Here is a 17445-nt window from a genome sequence, read left to right on the forward strand (position 1 = left end):
TTGCAAAAGGAGGGTCCTGTCTTGGATGAACAATTACCGATTACCCGGCGGCAATTTCATATATTACTCAATCAGATTCAAATGACAGATGATGACCTCAGTCGTTACTTTGAAGAAGGCGAGATCGTCAAATTGACGGTGCATAAGGCGGCAAAAACGTGGCATTTCCATTTTAAATTTAAGGCGCTTTTGCCTTACCAAGTATATGCAATGTTTTTAAGCAGGCTGACAAATGCATTTTCTCATATTGCACAAGTTACTTGTACGATTGAAGTCAATGATCCGCACATATCTGAAGAGCTCGTTCAATCGTATTGGTCCCATTGTGTGGAAGAGCTTCAAGGGATTTCTCCCCCAATCATCAGCTTGCTTCAACAGCAAAAACCAGCCCTGTCTGGACATAAGATCATCATCAAAACAAAAAGCGAAACTGAGGCTCTAGCCATCAAGAAGAAATATAGCCCAATGCTTCAGGCTGCATTTAAACAAGTTGGTTTTCCAGAACTTCAATTTGATACAGAAATTTTTGTATCAGATCAAGAGATTCAGAAGTTCAGAGAACAAAAACTTGCTGAAGATCAAGAAAGAGCCATGCAAGCCCTTGTTGAGATGGAGAAGAAGGAAAGTGAGGATCAAGAGGAAGCTCCTTCTGGCCCTCTGATGATTGGCTATCAAATCAAAGACAATGAAGAAATACGTACGCTTGATAGTATTATGGACGAAGAAAGACGAATCACCGTCCAAGGGTACGTGTTCGATGCAGAAACGCGCGAACTAAAAAGCGGCAGAACCCTTTGTATCTTTAAAATTACCGATTATACGAATAGTATTTTGATCAAAATGTTTGCGAGAGAAAAAGAAGATGCTCAGCTCATGAAATCCTTGAAAAAAGGGATGTGGGTCAAAGCAAGAGGAAGCATTCAAAACGATACGTTTGTGAGAGATCTTGTCATGATCGCAAATGACGTCAATGAAATGAAACCTCAGCTGAAAGAAGATACTGCACCTGAGGGAGAAAAGCGTGTTGAGCTTCATTTGCATTCGCCGATGAGCCAGATGGATGCTGTCACTGGCATCGGTAGACTTGTTGAACAAGCAAAAAAATGGGGGCATGAGGCCATTGCCCTGACAGATCACGCCGTTGTACAATCCTTTCCAGATGCGTATGCAGCAAGTAAAAAGCATGGCATCAAAATGATGTACGGGGTGGAAATCAATTTAGTCGACGATGGGGTACCGATTGCGTATAATCCAGAGCACCGCTTATTAGAAGATGCGACGTTTGTCGTATTTGATGTTGAGACAACAGGACTCTCTGCTGTGTATGATACGATCATTGAGCTTGCAGCCGTGAAAATCAAAGGCGGGGAAATCATTGACCGCTTTGAGGCATTTGCAAACCCTCATCATCCGTTATCAGCAACAACCATTGAACTAACCGGTATCACGGATGACATGGTGAGAGATGCACCAGATGTGGTCGATGTTGTTCGGGATTTCAAAGAGTGGATTGGCCAAGATATCCTTGTTGCTCACAATGCAAGCTTTGATATGGGCTTTTTAAATGCAGCATATAAGCGTCTGCTAAAAACAGATAAAGCATCAAACCCTGTCATTGATACACTAGAACTTGGCCGATTCCTTTATCCAGAATTTAAAAATCACCGGCTGAACACGCTGTGTAAAAAGTTCGATATTGAACTCACGCAGCATCACCGGGCGATTTATGATGCAGAAGCAACTGGGTACCTCATGCTGAAGATGCTAAAGGATGCGGCTGAAAAAGAGATTGCCTACCACGATCAATTGAATGAAAACATGGGGCAGTCCAATGCGTATCAGCGCTCACGTCCTTACCATGCAACCGTGATTGCACAAAATGAGACGGGTCTAAAGAATTTATTTAAGCTTGTTTCACTTTCTCATATTCATTATTTCTACCGCGTGCCGCGTATCCCTCGCTCACAGCTTGAGAAGTATCGAGAAGGTTTAATTGTTGGGTCTGCTTGTGATAAGGGTGAAGTGTTTGAAGGGATGATGCAGAAGTCACCTGATGAGGTAGAAGACATTGCCGCATTTTACGACTATTTAGAAGTTCATCCGCCAGAAGTGTATCAGCATTTACTCCAGCTGGAGCTTGTTCGGGATGAACGTGCATTAAAAGAGATCATCACAAACATTGTAAAACTTGGTGAAAAACTGAATAAACCAGTCGTGGCGACTGGAAATGTGCACTACCTGCATCCAGAAGACAAAATTTATCGCAAAATCTTAATTTCATCACAAGGCGGGGCGAATCCGCTTAATCGTCATGAACTGCCAAAAGTTCATTTTAGAACAACTGATGAAATGCTAGAAGCCTTCTCTTTCCTAGGGGACGAAAAGGCGAAAGAGATTGTCGTGACGAATACGCAAAAAGTATCTGAGATGGTCGAAAGTATCAAACCAATCAAAGACGATCTTTATACACCAAAAATCGAAGGTGCAGATGAAGAAATTCGGGAAATGAGCTACAACATGGCTCGCAGCATCTACGGTGACGATTTACCGAAAATTGTAGAAGACCGGATTGAGAAAGAATTAAAGAGTATTATTGGTCATGGTTTCGCTGTTATTTATTTAATTTCTCATAAGCTTGTTAAGAAATCACTTGATGATGGATATCTAGTTGGTTCAAGGGGGTCAGTTGGTTCATCCCTCGTTGCGACATTAACAGAGATTACAGAAGTGAACCCGCTTGCGCCGCACTATGTATGTCCAAGTTGCAAGCACTCTGAGTTCTTTAATGACGGATCGGTTGGCTCAGGATTTGACCTTCCTGATAAAGACTGCCCTGAATGCGGGACGCCGTATAAAAAAGACGGACACGATATTCCGTTTGAAACGTTCTTAGGTTTTAAAGGAGATAAAGTGCCTGATATCGACTTGAACTTCTCAGGAGAATATCAGCCGATTGCCCATAACTATACGAAAGAGCTGTTTGGTGAAGAGTATGTATACCGCGCAGGTACAATCGGTACCGTTGCAGAAAAAACGGCATATGGTTATGTGAAAGGCTACGCAGGAGATCATAACCTTCATATGAGAGGTGCTGAAATTGACCGGCTTGTACAGGGCTGTACGGGGGTCAAACGGACAACGGGCCAACATCCAGGCGGTATTATCGTAGTGCCGGATTATATGGACATTTACGATTTCTCACCAATTCAATATCCAGCAGATGCGACAGGTTCTGATTGGAAAACGACACATTTTGATTTCCATTCAATCCATGATAACTTGCTGAAACTAGATATTCTTGGACACGATGATCCAACGGTCATTCGGATGCTTCAGGACTTGAGCGGAATTGATCCAAAAACGATTCCGACAGATGATCCTGAGGTCATGAAAATCTTCCAAGGAACGGAACCTCTCGGTGTCACAGAAGAACAAATTGGATGTAAAACGGGAACACTTGGGATCCCAGAGTTTGGCACAAGGTTTGTTCGTCAGATGCTTGAGGATACAAAACCGACCACCTTCTCGGAGCTTGTTCAGATCTCTGGTCTATCTCACGGTACAGATGTATGGCTCGGCAACGCTCAAGAGCTGATTCATAATAAAACGTGTGAACTAAGTGAAGTGATTGGCTGTCGTGATGATATTATGGTATATCTGATTTATCAAGGTTTAGAGCCGTCACTTGCCTTTAAAATTATGGAATCTGTTCGTAAAGGGAAGGGACTTCCTCCTGAATGGGAAGAAGAAATGAAGAATAATAACGTACCGAACTGGTACATTGATTCTTGTAAAAAGATTAAATACATGTTCCCTAAAGCCCACGCGGCTGCTTATGTATTAATGGCTGTTCGGATTGCTTATTTCAAAGTGCACCATGCACTTCTGTACTATGCGGCTTATTTTACCGTTCGTGCTGATGATTTTGATATCGAAACGATGACAAAAGGATCGAATGCGATTCGAGCGGTCATGGACGATATTAACTCAAAAGGTCTTGATGCATCACCGAAAGAGAAGAACCTATTAACTGTACTAGAGCTTGCACTTGAAATGTGTGAAAGAGGCTATCACTTTAAAAAAGTAGACCTATACCGATCAAGTGCCACTGAGTTTATCATTGATGGAGACGGGTTAATCCCGCCATTCAACTCCATCCCTGGACTAGGAACAAACGTTGCGTTAAATATTGTACGCGCACGCCAAGATGGTGAATTCCTTTCAAAAGAAGATTTACAAAAACGAGGAAAAGTGTCTAAGACCATCCTTGAGTATTTGGATCGTCAAGGCTGCTTAGAAGCACTTCCTGATCAAAACCAGCTTTCTTTGTTCTAATGTGAAAAATGAAGAGCGCCCTTAAAGGGCGCTCTTTTTTGTATATACAATAATATTATTATGTTAACTAAATATTTTAACTGGAATTATTTTCTTGTTGGTTCATATATCTTGATTTAACGTCGTGTTTTGAGAGAAGAGATTGTATGTCATTCTTTCTACCCAAATAGAGCAAAAAAGAGAATTTAGCCGTCTGAAATGTTCTCATACGACATATGATCATTTTGGGTACAGTCACATGAAGAATCAGGAGAAAACCCTCGGTGAGCGTCAAGCTGATGGCTGTTTACTATGCACATTTTTGAAACACGCTTGATTCTTTTCAACACTGTACAAAACACGAACGGAATGACAAGGAGGTGGTCATTTCTTGTTCAATGTTTCACGTTTAAGAAAACAGAAGGGGTGAGAAGTAGGTACATGTCAGATTACAACTATGTAGAGGTGCTTCAAAAATCAATTTTGTTTTACGAAGCCCAGCGTTCCGGAAAGCTTCCTGAAAGCAATCGTCTTAACTGGCGAGGGGATTCTGGACTAGAGGATGGGAAAGATGTTGGTCATGATTTAACAGGCGGCTGGTACGATGCTGGTGATCATGTGAAGTTCGGGCTTCCGATGGCTTACTCTGCAGCCGTGCTTGCATGGACAGTCTATGAGTACCGAGAAGCTTACGAAGAGGCAGAACTGCTTGATGATATGTTAGATCAAATCAAGTGGGCAACCGATTATTTTTTGAAAGCCCATACAGGTCCAAATGAATTTTGGGCACAAGTAGGCGATGGGAACGCAGATCATGGCTGGTGGGGTCCAGCAGAAGTGATGCCGATGAACCGGCCAGCATTTAAAATTGATGAACATTGTCCAGGAACAGAAGTAGCCGCCCAAACCGCAGCCGCTTTAGCAGCAGGTTCAATTATTTTTAAAGAAACAGACGCGCCATATGCCGCAAAACTTCTCACCCATGCAAAGCAGCTTTATGCATTTGCTGATCAATATCGCGGTGAGTATACAGATTGTGTCACCAATGCTCAGCCATTTTATAACTCCTGGAGCGGCTATATTGATGAGCTCATTTGGGGTGGAATATGGCTGTACTTGGCGACAAATGACCAGACCTATTTAAACAAAGCACTAAAAGCAGTAGAAGAATGGCCGAAGGATTGGGATTATACGTTTACGATGTCGTGGGACAATACCTTTTTTGCTTCGCAAATTTTACTTGCGAGAATCACAAAGGAGAAAAGGTTTATCGAATCGACAGAGCGTAATCTCGATTACTGGTCCACGGGTTTTGTTCAAAATGGAAAAGTAGAAAGAATCACTTATACGCCTGGCGGGTTGGCGTGGTTAGATCAATGGGGGTCACTTCGTTATACAGCAAATGCCGCATTTTTAGCGTTTGTATACGGAGATTGGGTCTCTGATCAAGAAAAAAAGAATCGATATCAAACGTTTGCGATCAGGCAAACACACTATATGTTAGGGGATAATCCGCAAAATAGAAGCTATGTCGTTGGGTTTGGCAAAAATCCGCCGATGCATCCACACCATCGAACTGCACATGGCTCATGGTCTAATCAGCTGACAACTCCTTCTTCTCATCGGCACACGCTTTATGGAGCGCTTGTTGGGGGGCCTAATGCACAGGATCAGTATACCGATGACATCTCTGACTATGTATCAAACGAGGTAGCAACAGACTATAATGCCGCCTTTACTGGAAATGTAGCCAAAATGGTGCAGCTGTTTGGTCAGGGGCAGTCAAAGCTGCCGAATTTTCCGCCTAAAGAAAAAGTGGAAGATGAGTTTTTTGTAGAGGCAGCTGTCATGAGTAACGATACAACATCTACTCAGATCAAAGCCATTCTATACAATCGATCAGGCTGGCCGGCAAGAAGTAGTCAATCACTTTCTTTTAGATATTATGTCAATCTGAGCGAGATATTTGCGAAGGGATTCACTGATAAAGATATTCAAGTGACAGCTGTCTACAATGAAGGCGCTTCCTTATCTTCGTTAACGGTGTATGACGCATCATCCCATATCTATTTTACAGAAATCGATTTTACTGGCGTAGCTATTTTTCCAGGAGGCGAATCGCTTCATAAGAAAGAAATACAGTTCCGGTTATCTGCGCCAAATGGTGCGAATATATGGGATGCCTCAAATGATTATTCCTTTCAAGGATTAACATCCAATATGCAGAAAACAGCGAGAATTCCTGTTTTTGATCAAGGTATTTTAGCATTTGGTACGCTTCCGAATAAATAAATATAAAGGGTGAGGACATGACAAATAAAGAACGGTTTTTAGCGCTTTATCATCAAATGAAAAACGATGCGAATGGATATTTTTCAAAAGAAGGCATTCCGTATCATTCCGTTGAGACACTCATTTGCGAGGCGCCTGATTACGGGCATATGACAACTTCAGAAGCTTACAGCTACTGGTTATGGCTTGAAGTATTGTATGGGCATTACACAGGCGATTGGAGCAAACTAGAAGCTGCTTGGGATAATATGGAGAAGTTTATCATTCCAGTAAACGAAGATGGACATGACGAACAGCCGCATATGAGCTCTTACAATCCATCTAGCCCAGCCACATACGCTTCAGAAAAACCATATCCAGATCAATATCCGAGCCAGTTGACGGGTGCTCGCCCTGCTGGTCAAGATCCAATTGATCATGAACTGAGGTCAACTTACGGAACGAATGAAACGTATTTAATGCACTGGCTTCTTGATGTAGACAACTGGTATGAATATGGGAATTTGCTCAACCCATCACATACAGCCGCATATGTAAACACATTCCAGCGGGGTCCGCAAGAATCCGTATGGGAGGCCATCCCTCATCCATCACAAGATGATAAAACGGCCGGAAAGCCCAATGAAGGTTTCATGAGCTTGTTCACAAAAGAAAATCAAGCGCCAGCCGCCCAGTGGCGCTACACAAATGCGACGGACGCTGATGCACGTGCGATACAGGCAATGTATTGGGCAAAGGAACTTGGCTATAATGGGTCAGCCTATCTTGATAAAGCGAAAAAGATGGGGGATTTCCTTCGTTACGGAATGTACGATAAATATTTTCAAACAATTGGAAGCGGCAAGCAAGGTAATCCGTATCCTGGAAATGGAAAAAGTGCATGTCATCACTTAATGGCATGGTATACCTCTTGGGGCGGGGGACTTGGAGAATATGCGAATTGGTCATGGCGTATCGGAGCGAGCCATTGTCATCAAGGGTATCAAAACCCAGTCGCTGCCTACGCTTTATCCTCAGATAAGGGAGGCTTAAAGCCATCGTCACCGACTGGTGCAAGTGATTGGGAAAAGACGTTAAAGAGACAGCTTGAATTTTACGTCTGGCTTCAATCAAAAGAGGGAGCGATTGCAGGAGGTGCTACCAACAGCTGGAATGGAGACTATAGCGCTTATCCAGCAGGAAGAAGCACATTTTATGATATGGCTTATGAAGATGCGCCTGTTTACCATGATCCTCCGTCCAATAACTGGTTTGGAATGCAAGCATGGCCGATTGAGCGTGTAGCAGAGCTTTATTATATCTTTGCAAAAGATGGCGACAAAACATCTGAAAATTTCCAAATGGCCAAATCTGTCATCACAAAATGGGTCAACTATTCACTAGATTATATTTTTATTGGCACTCGTCCTGTGTCGGATCAAGATGGATATTTTTTAGATGGTCAGGGTCAAAGAATTCTAGGGGGGACAAATGTTGCTGTTGCTACGACAAGTGCACCTGGAGAGTTTTGGATTCCTGGGAATATAGAATGGAGCGGCCAGCCTGACACTTGGAGCGGGTTCCAATCTGCAACAGGTAATCCAAATTTAACGGCAGTTACAAAAGATCCTACTCAAGATACTGGTGTACTGGGCAGTCTAATCAAAGCACTCACATTCTTTGCTGCTGCAACACAGAAAGAGACAGGAAACTACACAGCACTTGGCATAAGAGCAAAAGAGACAGCGGCACAGCTCCTTGAGGTTGCTTGGAATTACAATGATGGTGTAGGGATTGTGACAGAGGAAGACAGAGAAGACTACCACCGTTTCTTTAAAAAAGAAGTGTACTTCCCTAATGGCTGGAACGGAACATTTGGTCAAGGAAATCAGATCCCTGGTTCCAGCACCACTCCTTCTGACCCGCAGCGAGGAGGTAACGGAGTGTATACGAGCTTTGCAGATCTTCGTCCGAAAATCAAGCAAGACCCAGCTTGGTCAGCACTGGAGAGTAAATATCAAGCATCTTTTAATGAAGCAACAGGCAAATGGGAAAACGGAGCGCCAAGTTTCACCTATCACCGTTTCTGGTCGCAAGTTGATATGGCTACGGCTTATGCAGAATACCATCGTCTCATAAACGAATAGAACTTAGTGCAGCTGCCGGCTTCTTTAGTCGGCGGTCTCCTCATAAGATAAATGAAGTGAAAGCAAAGGTGATGTCATTATGGTTAAAAAGAAAGAATTTATGAATCATTCATCGAATGGCGGATCACAGGAACAAGAAAATCAAAGCTGGAGAAAAGAAGCAAATGATCGAATCTTACAGCATAGACAAAGAGAGCTTGTCATAAACGTCATCGATAAAGAAAAAAAACCCTTAGCCGGAATAGAGGTTGAAATAAAACAAATCAGACATGAATTTGCATTTGGTTCAGCAATGAATGACCAAGTACTATTCAATCAAACGTATGCTGATTTTTTTGTTCAACATTTTAATTGGGCTGTGTTTGAAAATGAGGCAAAATGGTATGCAAATGAGCCTGAACGAGGGAAAATAACCTACGAAAAAGCAGATGCCATGCTGAATTTTGCCAATAGACACCAAATTCCAGTGAGGGGGCACGCCTTATTTTGGGAGGTAGAGGATGCCAATCCAAACTGGCTGAAATCATTACCGAATCATGAAGTATATGAAGCCATGAAAAGGCGGCTTGAGCATGCAGGCAATCATTTCAAAGGGAAATTCCGTCATTGGGATGTAAACAACGAAATGATGCATGGTTCATTTTTTAAAGACCGATTTGGGAAACAGATTTGGAAATGGATGTATGAAGAAACGAAAAAAATTGACCCTCAAGCCTTGCTGTTTGTCAATGATTATAATGTAATCTCATACGGCGAACATCACGCATATAAAGCACATATCAATGAACTTCGTCAGTTGGGGGCACCAGTTGAGGCCATTGGAGTTCAAGGTCACTTTGAAGATCGAGTGGATCCAGTCGTTGTAAAAGAAAGACTAGATGTGCTTGCTGAGCTTGGTCTACCGATATGGGTGACAGAGTATGACTCTGTTCATCCGGATGCCAATAGACGAGCGGATAACTTAGAAGCTTTATATCGGGTTGCCTTTAGTCATCCAGCCGTAAAAGGTGTGCTGATGTGGGGATTTTGGGCAGGTGCTCATTGGAGAGGTGAGCACGCAGCCATCGTGAACCATGATTGGTCGTTAAATGAAGCAGGCAGGCGTTATGAAAAGTTACTGCAGGAATGGACGACACAAAGAGTGGAAAAAACAGATGCGAATGGCCGAGTGACATGTCCAGCGTTTCACGGGACGTATGAGGTTCGAATTGGTGAAGAAAGTAAAATGTTGCAGCAGCAGACGATTGAACTTGACTCAACCAAACATACACCTCTTCAACTAGATATCATCGTACCAGTAGAATAAGAGATTGCGAGGAGAATGGAATGAAAAAATGGGTTCAACGGGTGGCTTGTTTTATGCTGCTGATCACTTTATGGGCGGGTTGGTTCACTCTGACCGTAAAGGCCTCCTCCTATGTGCAAACATCTGGTACACATTTTGTATTGAACAACCACCCATTTTACTTTGCTGGCACAAATAATTATTATTTCCATTACAAATCAAAAAAGATGGTAGATGCTGTTTTTGACGATATGAAGGCAATGGATTTAAAGGTTATTCGTATTTGGGGATTTCACGATGGTACCCCTCAAGAAAATTCAGTCTTACAATCTCGCCCAGGTGTTTATGAAGAATCCGGTTTTCAAAAACTAGACTATGCGATTCATAAAGCAGGGCAGGAAGGAATCAAGCTAGTTATCCCGCTTGTGAACAATTGGGACGATTTTGGCGGGATGAATCAATATGTGAAGTGGTTTCAGGCAGGATCACATGATCACTTTTATACAGATCCTCGGATTAAAACAGCTTACAAAAACTATGTGCGTTATGTATTAGAGAGAACCAATACGTACTCAGGTGTTCAATATAAAGATGATCCTGCTATTATGACATGGGAGCTCGCCAATGAGCCGCGCGCACAGTCAGACCCTTCGGGAGATATACTAGTAAACTGGGCAGATGAAATGAGTGCATGGATCAAATCAATTGACTCGAATCATCTTGTTGCTGTAGGAGACGAAGGGTTCTTTCGCATGACAGGTCATGATGATTGGTTTTACAGTGGAGGAGAAGGTGTTGATTGGGATCGTTTGACCGCTCTTCCTCATATTGATTATGGAACCTATCATTTATACCCAGATCACTGGAATAAGTCTGCTGCATGGGGAGTGAAATGGATCAAAGATCATATCACCCGAGGAAACGCAATCGGAAAACCTGTTGTATTAGAAGAGTTTGGCTATCAAAATCAAACAGCCCGTCCTGATGTATATGATAGCTGGCTGAAGACAATTGAACAGCTCGGAGGCGCAGGTAGCCAATTTTGGATTTTAACAAGCATTCAAGACGATGATTCCCTCTACCCGGATTATGATGGTTTTCGAGTTTTAAAGGAGAGCCGGGAGGCAGGAATCATTCGTGAACACGCCAAAAGAATGAATGAAAAGAACTGATGAAGAATGCCTGTTTATAAGGAACTTCATTTGCATAAAAAAATTGGATATGGTATAGTTTTTATGGAAATGCTAACGATTACCGAGACAAGAGTGGGGAAACCCGCTCTTTTGTATTGAACAGGCAATTTTTGTCTCGACATTATTCATCCGTTTTCTGCTCCCCCTGCTCACAATAAAGCAGGGTTTTTATGCAGAATGATTGATAAGAGCGTTTATCGAAAGCACAAGGAGGAAGAGAATGAGCAAAAAAGTAGTGGATATCGTAAGCGACATGGTGCAGCCAATTTTAGATGGCTTACAGCTTGAACTCGTTGATGTTGAATTTGTCAAAGAGGGTCAAAACTGGTTCCTTCGCGTATTTATTGACTCTGATAAAGGCGTCGATATCGAGGAGTGTGCCAAAGTGAGCGAAGCCTTGAGCGAAAAGCTTGATGAGGCAGATCCAATTAGCCAAAACTACTTTCTTGAAGTGTCCTCTCCTGGAGCGGAGCGCCCATTAAAGAAAAAAGCTGATTTTGAAAAAGCACTTGGAAAAAATGTTTTCATGAAAACATACGAACCAATTGATGGTGAAAAGGCATTTGAAGGTGAGCTTACAAGCTTTGATGGTGAGATTGCAACAGTGACAGTGAAGATCAAGACAAGAAAGAAAGAGATCAATATTCCATACGAAAAAATTGCTAACGCAAGATTAGCAGTTTCGTTCAATTAACCTTTTCATTGATATAAGGGGGAACCATAAAAATGAGTAGTGAGTTGTTAGATGCCCTGACTGTTCTTGAGAAAGAGAAGGGCATTAGTAAAGAAATTATTATTGAAGCGATAGAAGCTGCACTCATTTCTGCATACAAGCGTAATTTTAATCAAGCACAAAATGTGCGTGTTGATTTAAACCGTGAAACGGGAACGATTCGCGTATTCGCAAGAAAAGATGTTGTAGATGAAGTGTATGATTCTCGCCTTGAAATCTCTGTAGATGATGCAGCAAATATCAACCCGAATTACATGGTTGGTGACGTGGTTGAAATTGAAGTCACACCAAAAGATTTCGGACGCATTGCAGCTCAGACAGCGAAACAAGTCGTGACGCAGCGAGTGAGAGAAGCAGAGCGAGGTGTGATTTACACTGAGTTTATCGATCGTGAGGAAGACATCATGACGGGAATCGTTCAGCGAATTGACAGTAAATTCATTTACGTGTCACTTGGCAAAATCGAAGCCCTTCTTCCGGTAAACGAACAAATGCCAAATGAGGACTACAAACCACATGACCGCATTAAAGTGTTCATTACGAAAGTAGAAAAAACAACAAAAGGACCACAAATTTATGTATCAAGAACACACCCAGGTCTTTTAAAGCGTTTATTTGAAATCGAAGTGCCAGAAATTTATGATGGTACTGTAGAGCTTAAATCTGTCGCTAGAGAAGCAGGGGACCGTTCTAAAATATCTGTTCGTACAGATGATCCTGATGTTGATCCAGTTGGTTCTTGTGTAGGACCTAAAGGTCAGCGTGTACAAGCAATTGTCAATGAGCTGAAAGGCGAAAAAATTGACATTGTTCATTGGTCGAATGACCCTGTTGAATTTGTTGCCAATGCGTTAAGTCCATCAAAAGTTCTTGATGTCATTGTAAATGAAGAAGATAAAGCGACAACTGTCATTGTCCCTGATTATCAGCTGTCATTAGCCATTGGTAAAAGAGGTCAAAATGCGCGTCTAGCAGCGAAATTAACGAGCTGGAAGATTGACATTAAAAGCGAAACAGATGCAAGAGAACTCGGTATTTTCCCAAGAACTGAAGACTCTGAATCTCTTTTCTTAGAGGCTGAACCAGTAGCTGAGGAATCTGACGAATAAGAGGTGATATAAAAGGTGAAAAGCCGAAAAAAAATCCCGCTTAGAAAATGCGTCGTGACGGGAGAAATGAAACCAAAGAAAGAACTGATTCGCGTTGTTCGTTCAAAAGAAGGTGAAGTGTCTGTTGACGCAACCGGAAAAATGAACGGGCGCGGCGCTTACCTATCTCTCGATAAAGAAACCATTCTTGCGGCGAAGAACAAACGTAGTTTACAGCAGCAATTTCAGACACAGATTGACGAACACATTTTTGAAGAATTACTAGAACTAGCTGAAAAGGTGAAAAAACCTAATGACTGAATCTGAATGGTATCCTTTGCTTGGTCTAGCAAATCGAGCTCGTAAAGTCGTGTCAGGAGAAGATCTGGTGATCAAAGAAATTAGACATGCGCGTGCTAAGCTGGTTCTTCTTGCAGCAGATGCCTCATCCAACACAGAGAAAAAGGTATCTGACAAATGCAAATTTTACAATGTTCCGGTTAGAAAAGTTGAAGACCGTTCCGTTCTCGGACGTTCTATAGGGAAGGAAGCTCGCGTAGTTGTCGCTGTCACTGACCAAGGCTTCGCTAAGAAGCTCATAAGCTTGCTCGATTAATTTATTTGGGGGTGAACGAATGGCTAAAGTGAGAGTATATGAATACGCAAAAGCCATAGATGTTTCAAGTAAAGATATTATAGCAGCGCTTAAGGATATGAACGTGGAAGTGAACAACCACATGGCGACGCTTGAAGACGACACTGTGAAAAAGCTAGACGCTATCTATAAAAAAGCCAAAGCAAAAGAGACAGCTAACGAGAAACCCGCAGAACAAAAAAAACAATCATCTAACAAAAACAATGATAGAAAGAAGAATGACGTGCAGAATAATCAATTTAATAAAAACAAAAAAAACAACAACCAAAACAAAAACAAAAATAAACGCGGCGGCAACAACAAGGCGCAGCATCAGCAAGCAAGACCTGTGAAGCCGAAAAAAGAGCTTCCTGAAAAAATTGAATTTACAAATTCAATGACAGTCGGCCAGCTTGCTGACGAGCTTGGCAAAGAAACTGCTGAAATCATCAAAAAACTGATGATGCTTGGTGTCATGGCTACGATCAACCAAGAGCTCGACAAAGATACAGTCGAATTAATTGCTTCTGAATATGGTGTTCCAGTAGAAGAAGTGATCATTTTAGAAGAAACTGAACTTGAAAAGTATGAAGTTGAAGATAAAGAAGAAGATATGCAAGTACGCCCTCCAGTAGTAACGATCATGGGACACGTTGACCACGGGAAAACAACGCTTCTTGACAGCATTCGTAAAACGAAAGTTGTTGAAGGCGAAGCGGGTGGAATTACGCAGCATATTGGTGCATACCAAATTGAAGAAAACGGTAAGAAAATCACGTTCCTTGATACACCAGGACACGCAGCTTTCACTACGATGCGAGCACGCGGTGCTGAAGTAACAGATACGACGATCTTGGTCGTTGCAGCAGATGACGGTGTCATGCCGCAAACGATTGAAGCGATCAACCACGCAAAAGCGGCAGAGGTGCCAATCATTGTGGCTGTCAATAAAATTGACAAACCAACAGCGAACCCTGACCGCGTGATGCAGGAATTAACTGAGCATGGTCTTGTACCTGAGGCTTGGGGCGGCGAAACCATTTTCGTTCCTTTATCTGCAAAAACAGGTGAAGGCATTGACGAATTGATCGAAATGATCCTTCTTGTCAGCGAAGTAGCAGAACTAAAAGCCAACCCAAATCGTGCGGCAAAAGGAACTGTGATCGAGGCTGAGCTTGATAAAGGAAGAGGTTCTGTTGCAACCCTTCTCGTTCAAACTGGTACACTTCAAGTAGGTGACCCAATCGTTGTCGGAAATACATTTGGCCGTGTACGTGCAATGGTCAATGACATCGGACGCCGCGTGAAAACAGCAGGACCATCTACACCTGTTGAAATCACTGGTTTAAATGATGTACCGCATGCAGGGGATCAGTTCCTCGTATTCAAAGATGAAAAAACAGCTCGTCAAGTCGGTGAGGCGCGCGCGTCTAAACAACTTGATGAACAGCGTTCAGACAAAGCGAAATTATCTCTCGATGACCTATTTGAGCAAATCAAACAAGGTGATGTGAAAGATATCAACTTAATCGTAAAAGCAGACGTACAAGGTTCTGCTGAAGCACTGACGGCAGCTCTTCAAAAAATTGAAGTAGAAGGCGTAAAAGTGAAAATTATCCATACGGGTGTTGGAGCGATTACAGAATCTGATATCATTTTAGCAAGTGCTTCTAATGCGATTGTGATCGGATTTAACGTACGTCCTGATGGCAATGCGAAGAGCACAGCTGAAACAGAAAACGTAGATATCCGCTTACACCGCATCATCTACAAAGTCATCGATGAAATTGAAGCTGCGATGAAAGGGATGCTTGACCCTGAATATGAAGAAAAAGTCATCGGTCAAGTTGAAGTTCGTCAAACGTTTAAAGTATCAAAAATCGGTACAATTGCTGGTGGCTATGTCACTGAAGGTACCATTACTAGAGACAGTGGTATCCGCTTAATTCGTGATGGCGTCGTCATCTTTGAAGGTGAAGTCGACGTATTAAAACGATTCAAAGACGATGTGAAAGAAGTTTCACAAGGTTATGAATGTGGTATTACCATTAAGAAATACAATGATATCCGTGAAGGTGATGTCATGGAATCATTCGTTATGCAAGAAATCGAAAGAAAATGATCGGTTATACCGAGTGTGAGTGTATGATCTATGATGCATCCTCACTGAAGGAAAAACGTGCGGTTCTGCAGCGTATCATGACAAGAACGCGCCATAAATTCAATGTGACCATTGCTGAAATGGACTATCAGGATACATGGCAGCGTACTTCGATCGGAATCGCCGTCATTTCCTCCTCCCGGGTTCAAGTGGAAAAGGAACTTCAGCGTGTGTTAAGCTTTATTGATTCTTTTCCGGAAATTGAACGAACGATCACGAAAACTGAGTGGTTTTAATTAGAGGTGATAAGATCATGAGTATGAGAGCAACCCGTGTGGGTGAGCAAATGAAAAAAGAATTAGGCGACATCCTTGGCAGAAAGCTAAAAGATCCAAGAATCGGCTTTTTGACTGTAACGGATGTTGAAGTATCCGGTGATTTGCAAATTGCCAAAGTCTACATTTCTGTTCTTGGCGACGAGAAGAAAAGAGAGGAAACCCTAAAAGGTCTTGCAAAGGCGAAAGGGTATATCCGCTCTGAAATTGGCAATCGAATTAGACTTCGCAAAACACCAGAACTTCACTTTGAATTCGACGAATCTGTAGATTACGGTAACCGAATTGAAAGCCTGATTGCTGAACTAAACACAAAAGATCACGAATAAGACGTTGGAATAAGGATAGGCGATGATCGTCTGTCCTTTTTCATCGTTTATGAAAGGAGAGAACGCAGGTGCAAAACGGTGTTCTTTTATTACATAAAGAAAGAGGCATGACCTCTCACGACTGTGTGTTTAAAGTGAGAAAGATTTTACACACAAAAAAAGTGGGACATACAGGGACACTCGATCCAGAGGTTTCAGGTGTTCTGCCTATTTGTATTGGACGAGCGACAAAAATTGTGGAGTACTTAACAGATAAATCGAAAACGTATGATGCGGAAATCACCATTGGATTTTCTACAACGACAGAAGACCAAACAGGTGAAGTAGTAGAAGAAAAAAAAGTGTCAGAACCGATGTCAGAAGATGACATTGATGCTGCGCTGAAACAATTTGAAGGAACCATTGAACAGATACCCCCCATGTTTTCTGCTGTAAAAATTGGCGGAAAAAAGCTCTATGAATATGCAAGGCAAGGCATTGAAATTGAACGTCCAAGCCGTGAAATTACAATCCATCACATCGAGCGGACAACACCTGTCACATTTGAAAATGGAAAGGTATCCTTTAGATTCACCGTACTGTGTTCAAAAGGCACATATGTGAGAACGTTAGCCGTCGATATTGGAAAAAAACTTGGGTTTCCAGCCCACATGTCTCACCTCATTCGCATTGGTTCTGGTGACTTTACGTTAGATGAATGTATCACTCTTGATGAGCTGCGGGAGATCAGCGAGAAAGGAACGGTTGAGGAACATCTTGTGCCGATCGAGCGTGCGCTCAATCATTTGCCGAAATGGGAGATAAATGATACATTAGCAAGTAAAGTGGAAAACGGTGCAGTCCTACCTATGCCTGATGAATTTGCTCATTTTGCAGAGGAAGATCGTGTCGCTGTCTTTGCTCCTTCAGGCCGTTGTATGGCGATTTATATGAAGCACCCGACCAAACAGAACCTGATGAAGCCGGCGAAGATTTTATCACAGGACAAGCAATCTTAAAGAAAAGGTGACCATCT

General features: G+C 42.3%; 13 protein-coding genes. All 13 read left to right on the top strand.

The annotated features are described in order from the left end of the window. Window positions 1–81: 81 nt before the first annotated feature. The 13 genes from MHI41_RS08120 (at window position 82) to truB (ending at window position 17428) form a co-directional block, all read left to right on the top strand. On the top strand, window positions 82–4335 hold the full coding sequence (locus MHI41_RS08120; RefSeq protein WP_231493324.1) for a PolC-type DNA polymerase III: 4254 nt from the start codon (window positions 82–84) through the stop codon (window positions 4333–4335). Window positions 4336–4755: 420 nt separating this feature from the next. Then, a complete protein-coding gene (locus MHI41_RS08125) occupies window positions 4756–6606 on the top strand; it encodes a glycoside hydrolase family 9 protein (protein ID WP_057079554.1) in 1851 nt (616 codons plus the stop codon). Between the two features lie 17 nt (window positions 6607–6623). Beyond that, the gene (locus MHI41_RS08130) at window positions 6624–8732 is read left to right on the top strand and encodes a glycoside hydrolase family 48 protein (protein WP_057079553.1); all 2109 of its coding nucleotides are present in this window, start codon (window positions 6624–6626) and stop codon (window positions 8730–8732) included. A 79-nt stretch (window positions 8733–8811) separates the two neighbouring features. After that, window positions 8812–10038, top strand: coding sequence for an endo-1,4-beta-xylanase (locus MHI41_RS08135; RefSeq protein WP_057079552.1), 1227 nt, complete (start codon window positions 8812–8814; stop codon window positions 10036–10038). Window positions 10039–10058: 20 nt separating this feature from the next. Beyond that, window positions 10059–11189 (top strand): cellulase family glycosylhydrolase, encoded by a 1131-nt coding sequence (locus MHI41_RS08140; RefSeq protein ID WP_057079551.1) that lies wholly within the window; start codon window positions 10059–10061, stop codon window positions 11187–11189. A 241-nt stretch (window positions 11190–11430) separates the two neighbouring features. After that, on the top strand, window positions 11431–11904 hold the full coding sequence (gene rimP, locus MHI41_RS08145) for a ribosome maturation factor RimP (RefSeq protein ID WP_008344744.1): 474 nt from the start codon (window positions 11431–11433) through the stop codon (window positions 11902–11904). 32 nt (window positions 11905–11936) lie between these two features. Next, complete coding sequence (gene nusA, locus MHI41_RS08150; RefSeq protein ID WP_007499530.1) at window positions 11937–13052, top strand: transcription termination factor NusA; 1116 nt, start codon at window positions 11937–11939, stop codon at window positions 13050–13052. Window positions 13053–13067: 15 nt separating this feature from the next. Continuing rightward, entirely contained in the window at window positions 13068–13352 is a 285-nt protein-coding gene (locus MHI41_RS08155) for a YlxR family protein (RefSeq protein WP_008344742.1), read from the top strand. Next, on the top strand, window positions 13345–13647 hold the full coding sequence (locus MHI41_RS08160) for a YlxQ family RNA-binding protein (RefSeq protein WP_007499528.1): 303 nt from the start codon (window positions 13345–13347) through the stop codon (window positions 13645–13647). The genes MHI41_RS08155 and MHI41_RS08160 overlap by 8 nt, the downstream gene beginning before the upstream one ends. 19 nt (window positions 13648–13666) lie before the next feature. Continuing rightward, window positions 13667–15787: a translation initiation factor IF-2 gene (gene infB / locus MHI41_RS08165; protein WP_007499526.1), complete on the top strand. Its 2121-nt coding sequence runs from the start codon at window positions 13667–13669 to the stop codon at window positions 15785–15787. Further along, window positions 15784–16062, top strand: coding sequence for a DUF503 domain-containing protein (locus MHI41_RS08170; RefSeq protein ID WP_017359071.1), 279 nt, complete (start codon window positions 15784–15786; stop codon window positions 16060–16062). Before infB ends, MHI41_RS08170 begins: the two co-directional genes overlap by 4 nt. Window positions 16063–16079: 17 nt before the next feature. Further along, entirely contained in the window at window positions 16080–16430 is a 351-nt protein-coding gene (rbfA, locus tag MHI41_RS08175) for a 30S ribosome-binding factor RbfA (protein WP_007499525.1), read from the top strand. Between the two features lie 68 nt (window positions 16431–16498). After that, entirely contained in the window at window positions 16499–17428 is a 930-nt protein-coding gene (gene truB, locus MHI41_RS08180) for a tRNA pseudouridine(55) synthase TruB (protein ID WP_057079550.1), read from the top strand. Window positions 17429–17445: the final 17 nt, after the last annotated feature.

This window comes from Bacillus sp. FSL M7-0307 (assembly GCF_038627835.1).
Lineage (GTDB): Bacteria > Bacillota > Bacilli > Bacillales > Bacillaceae > Bacillus > Bacillus altitudinis.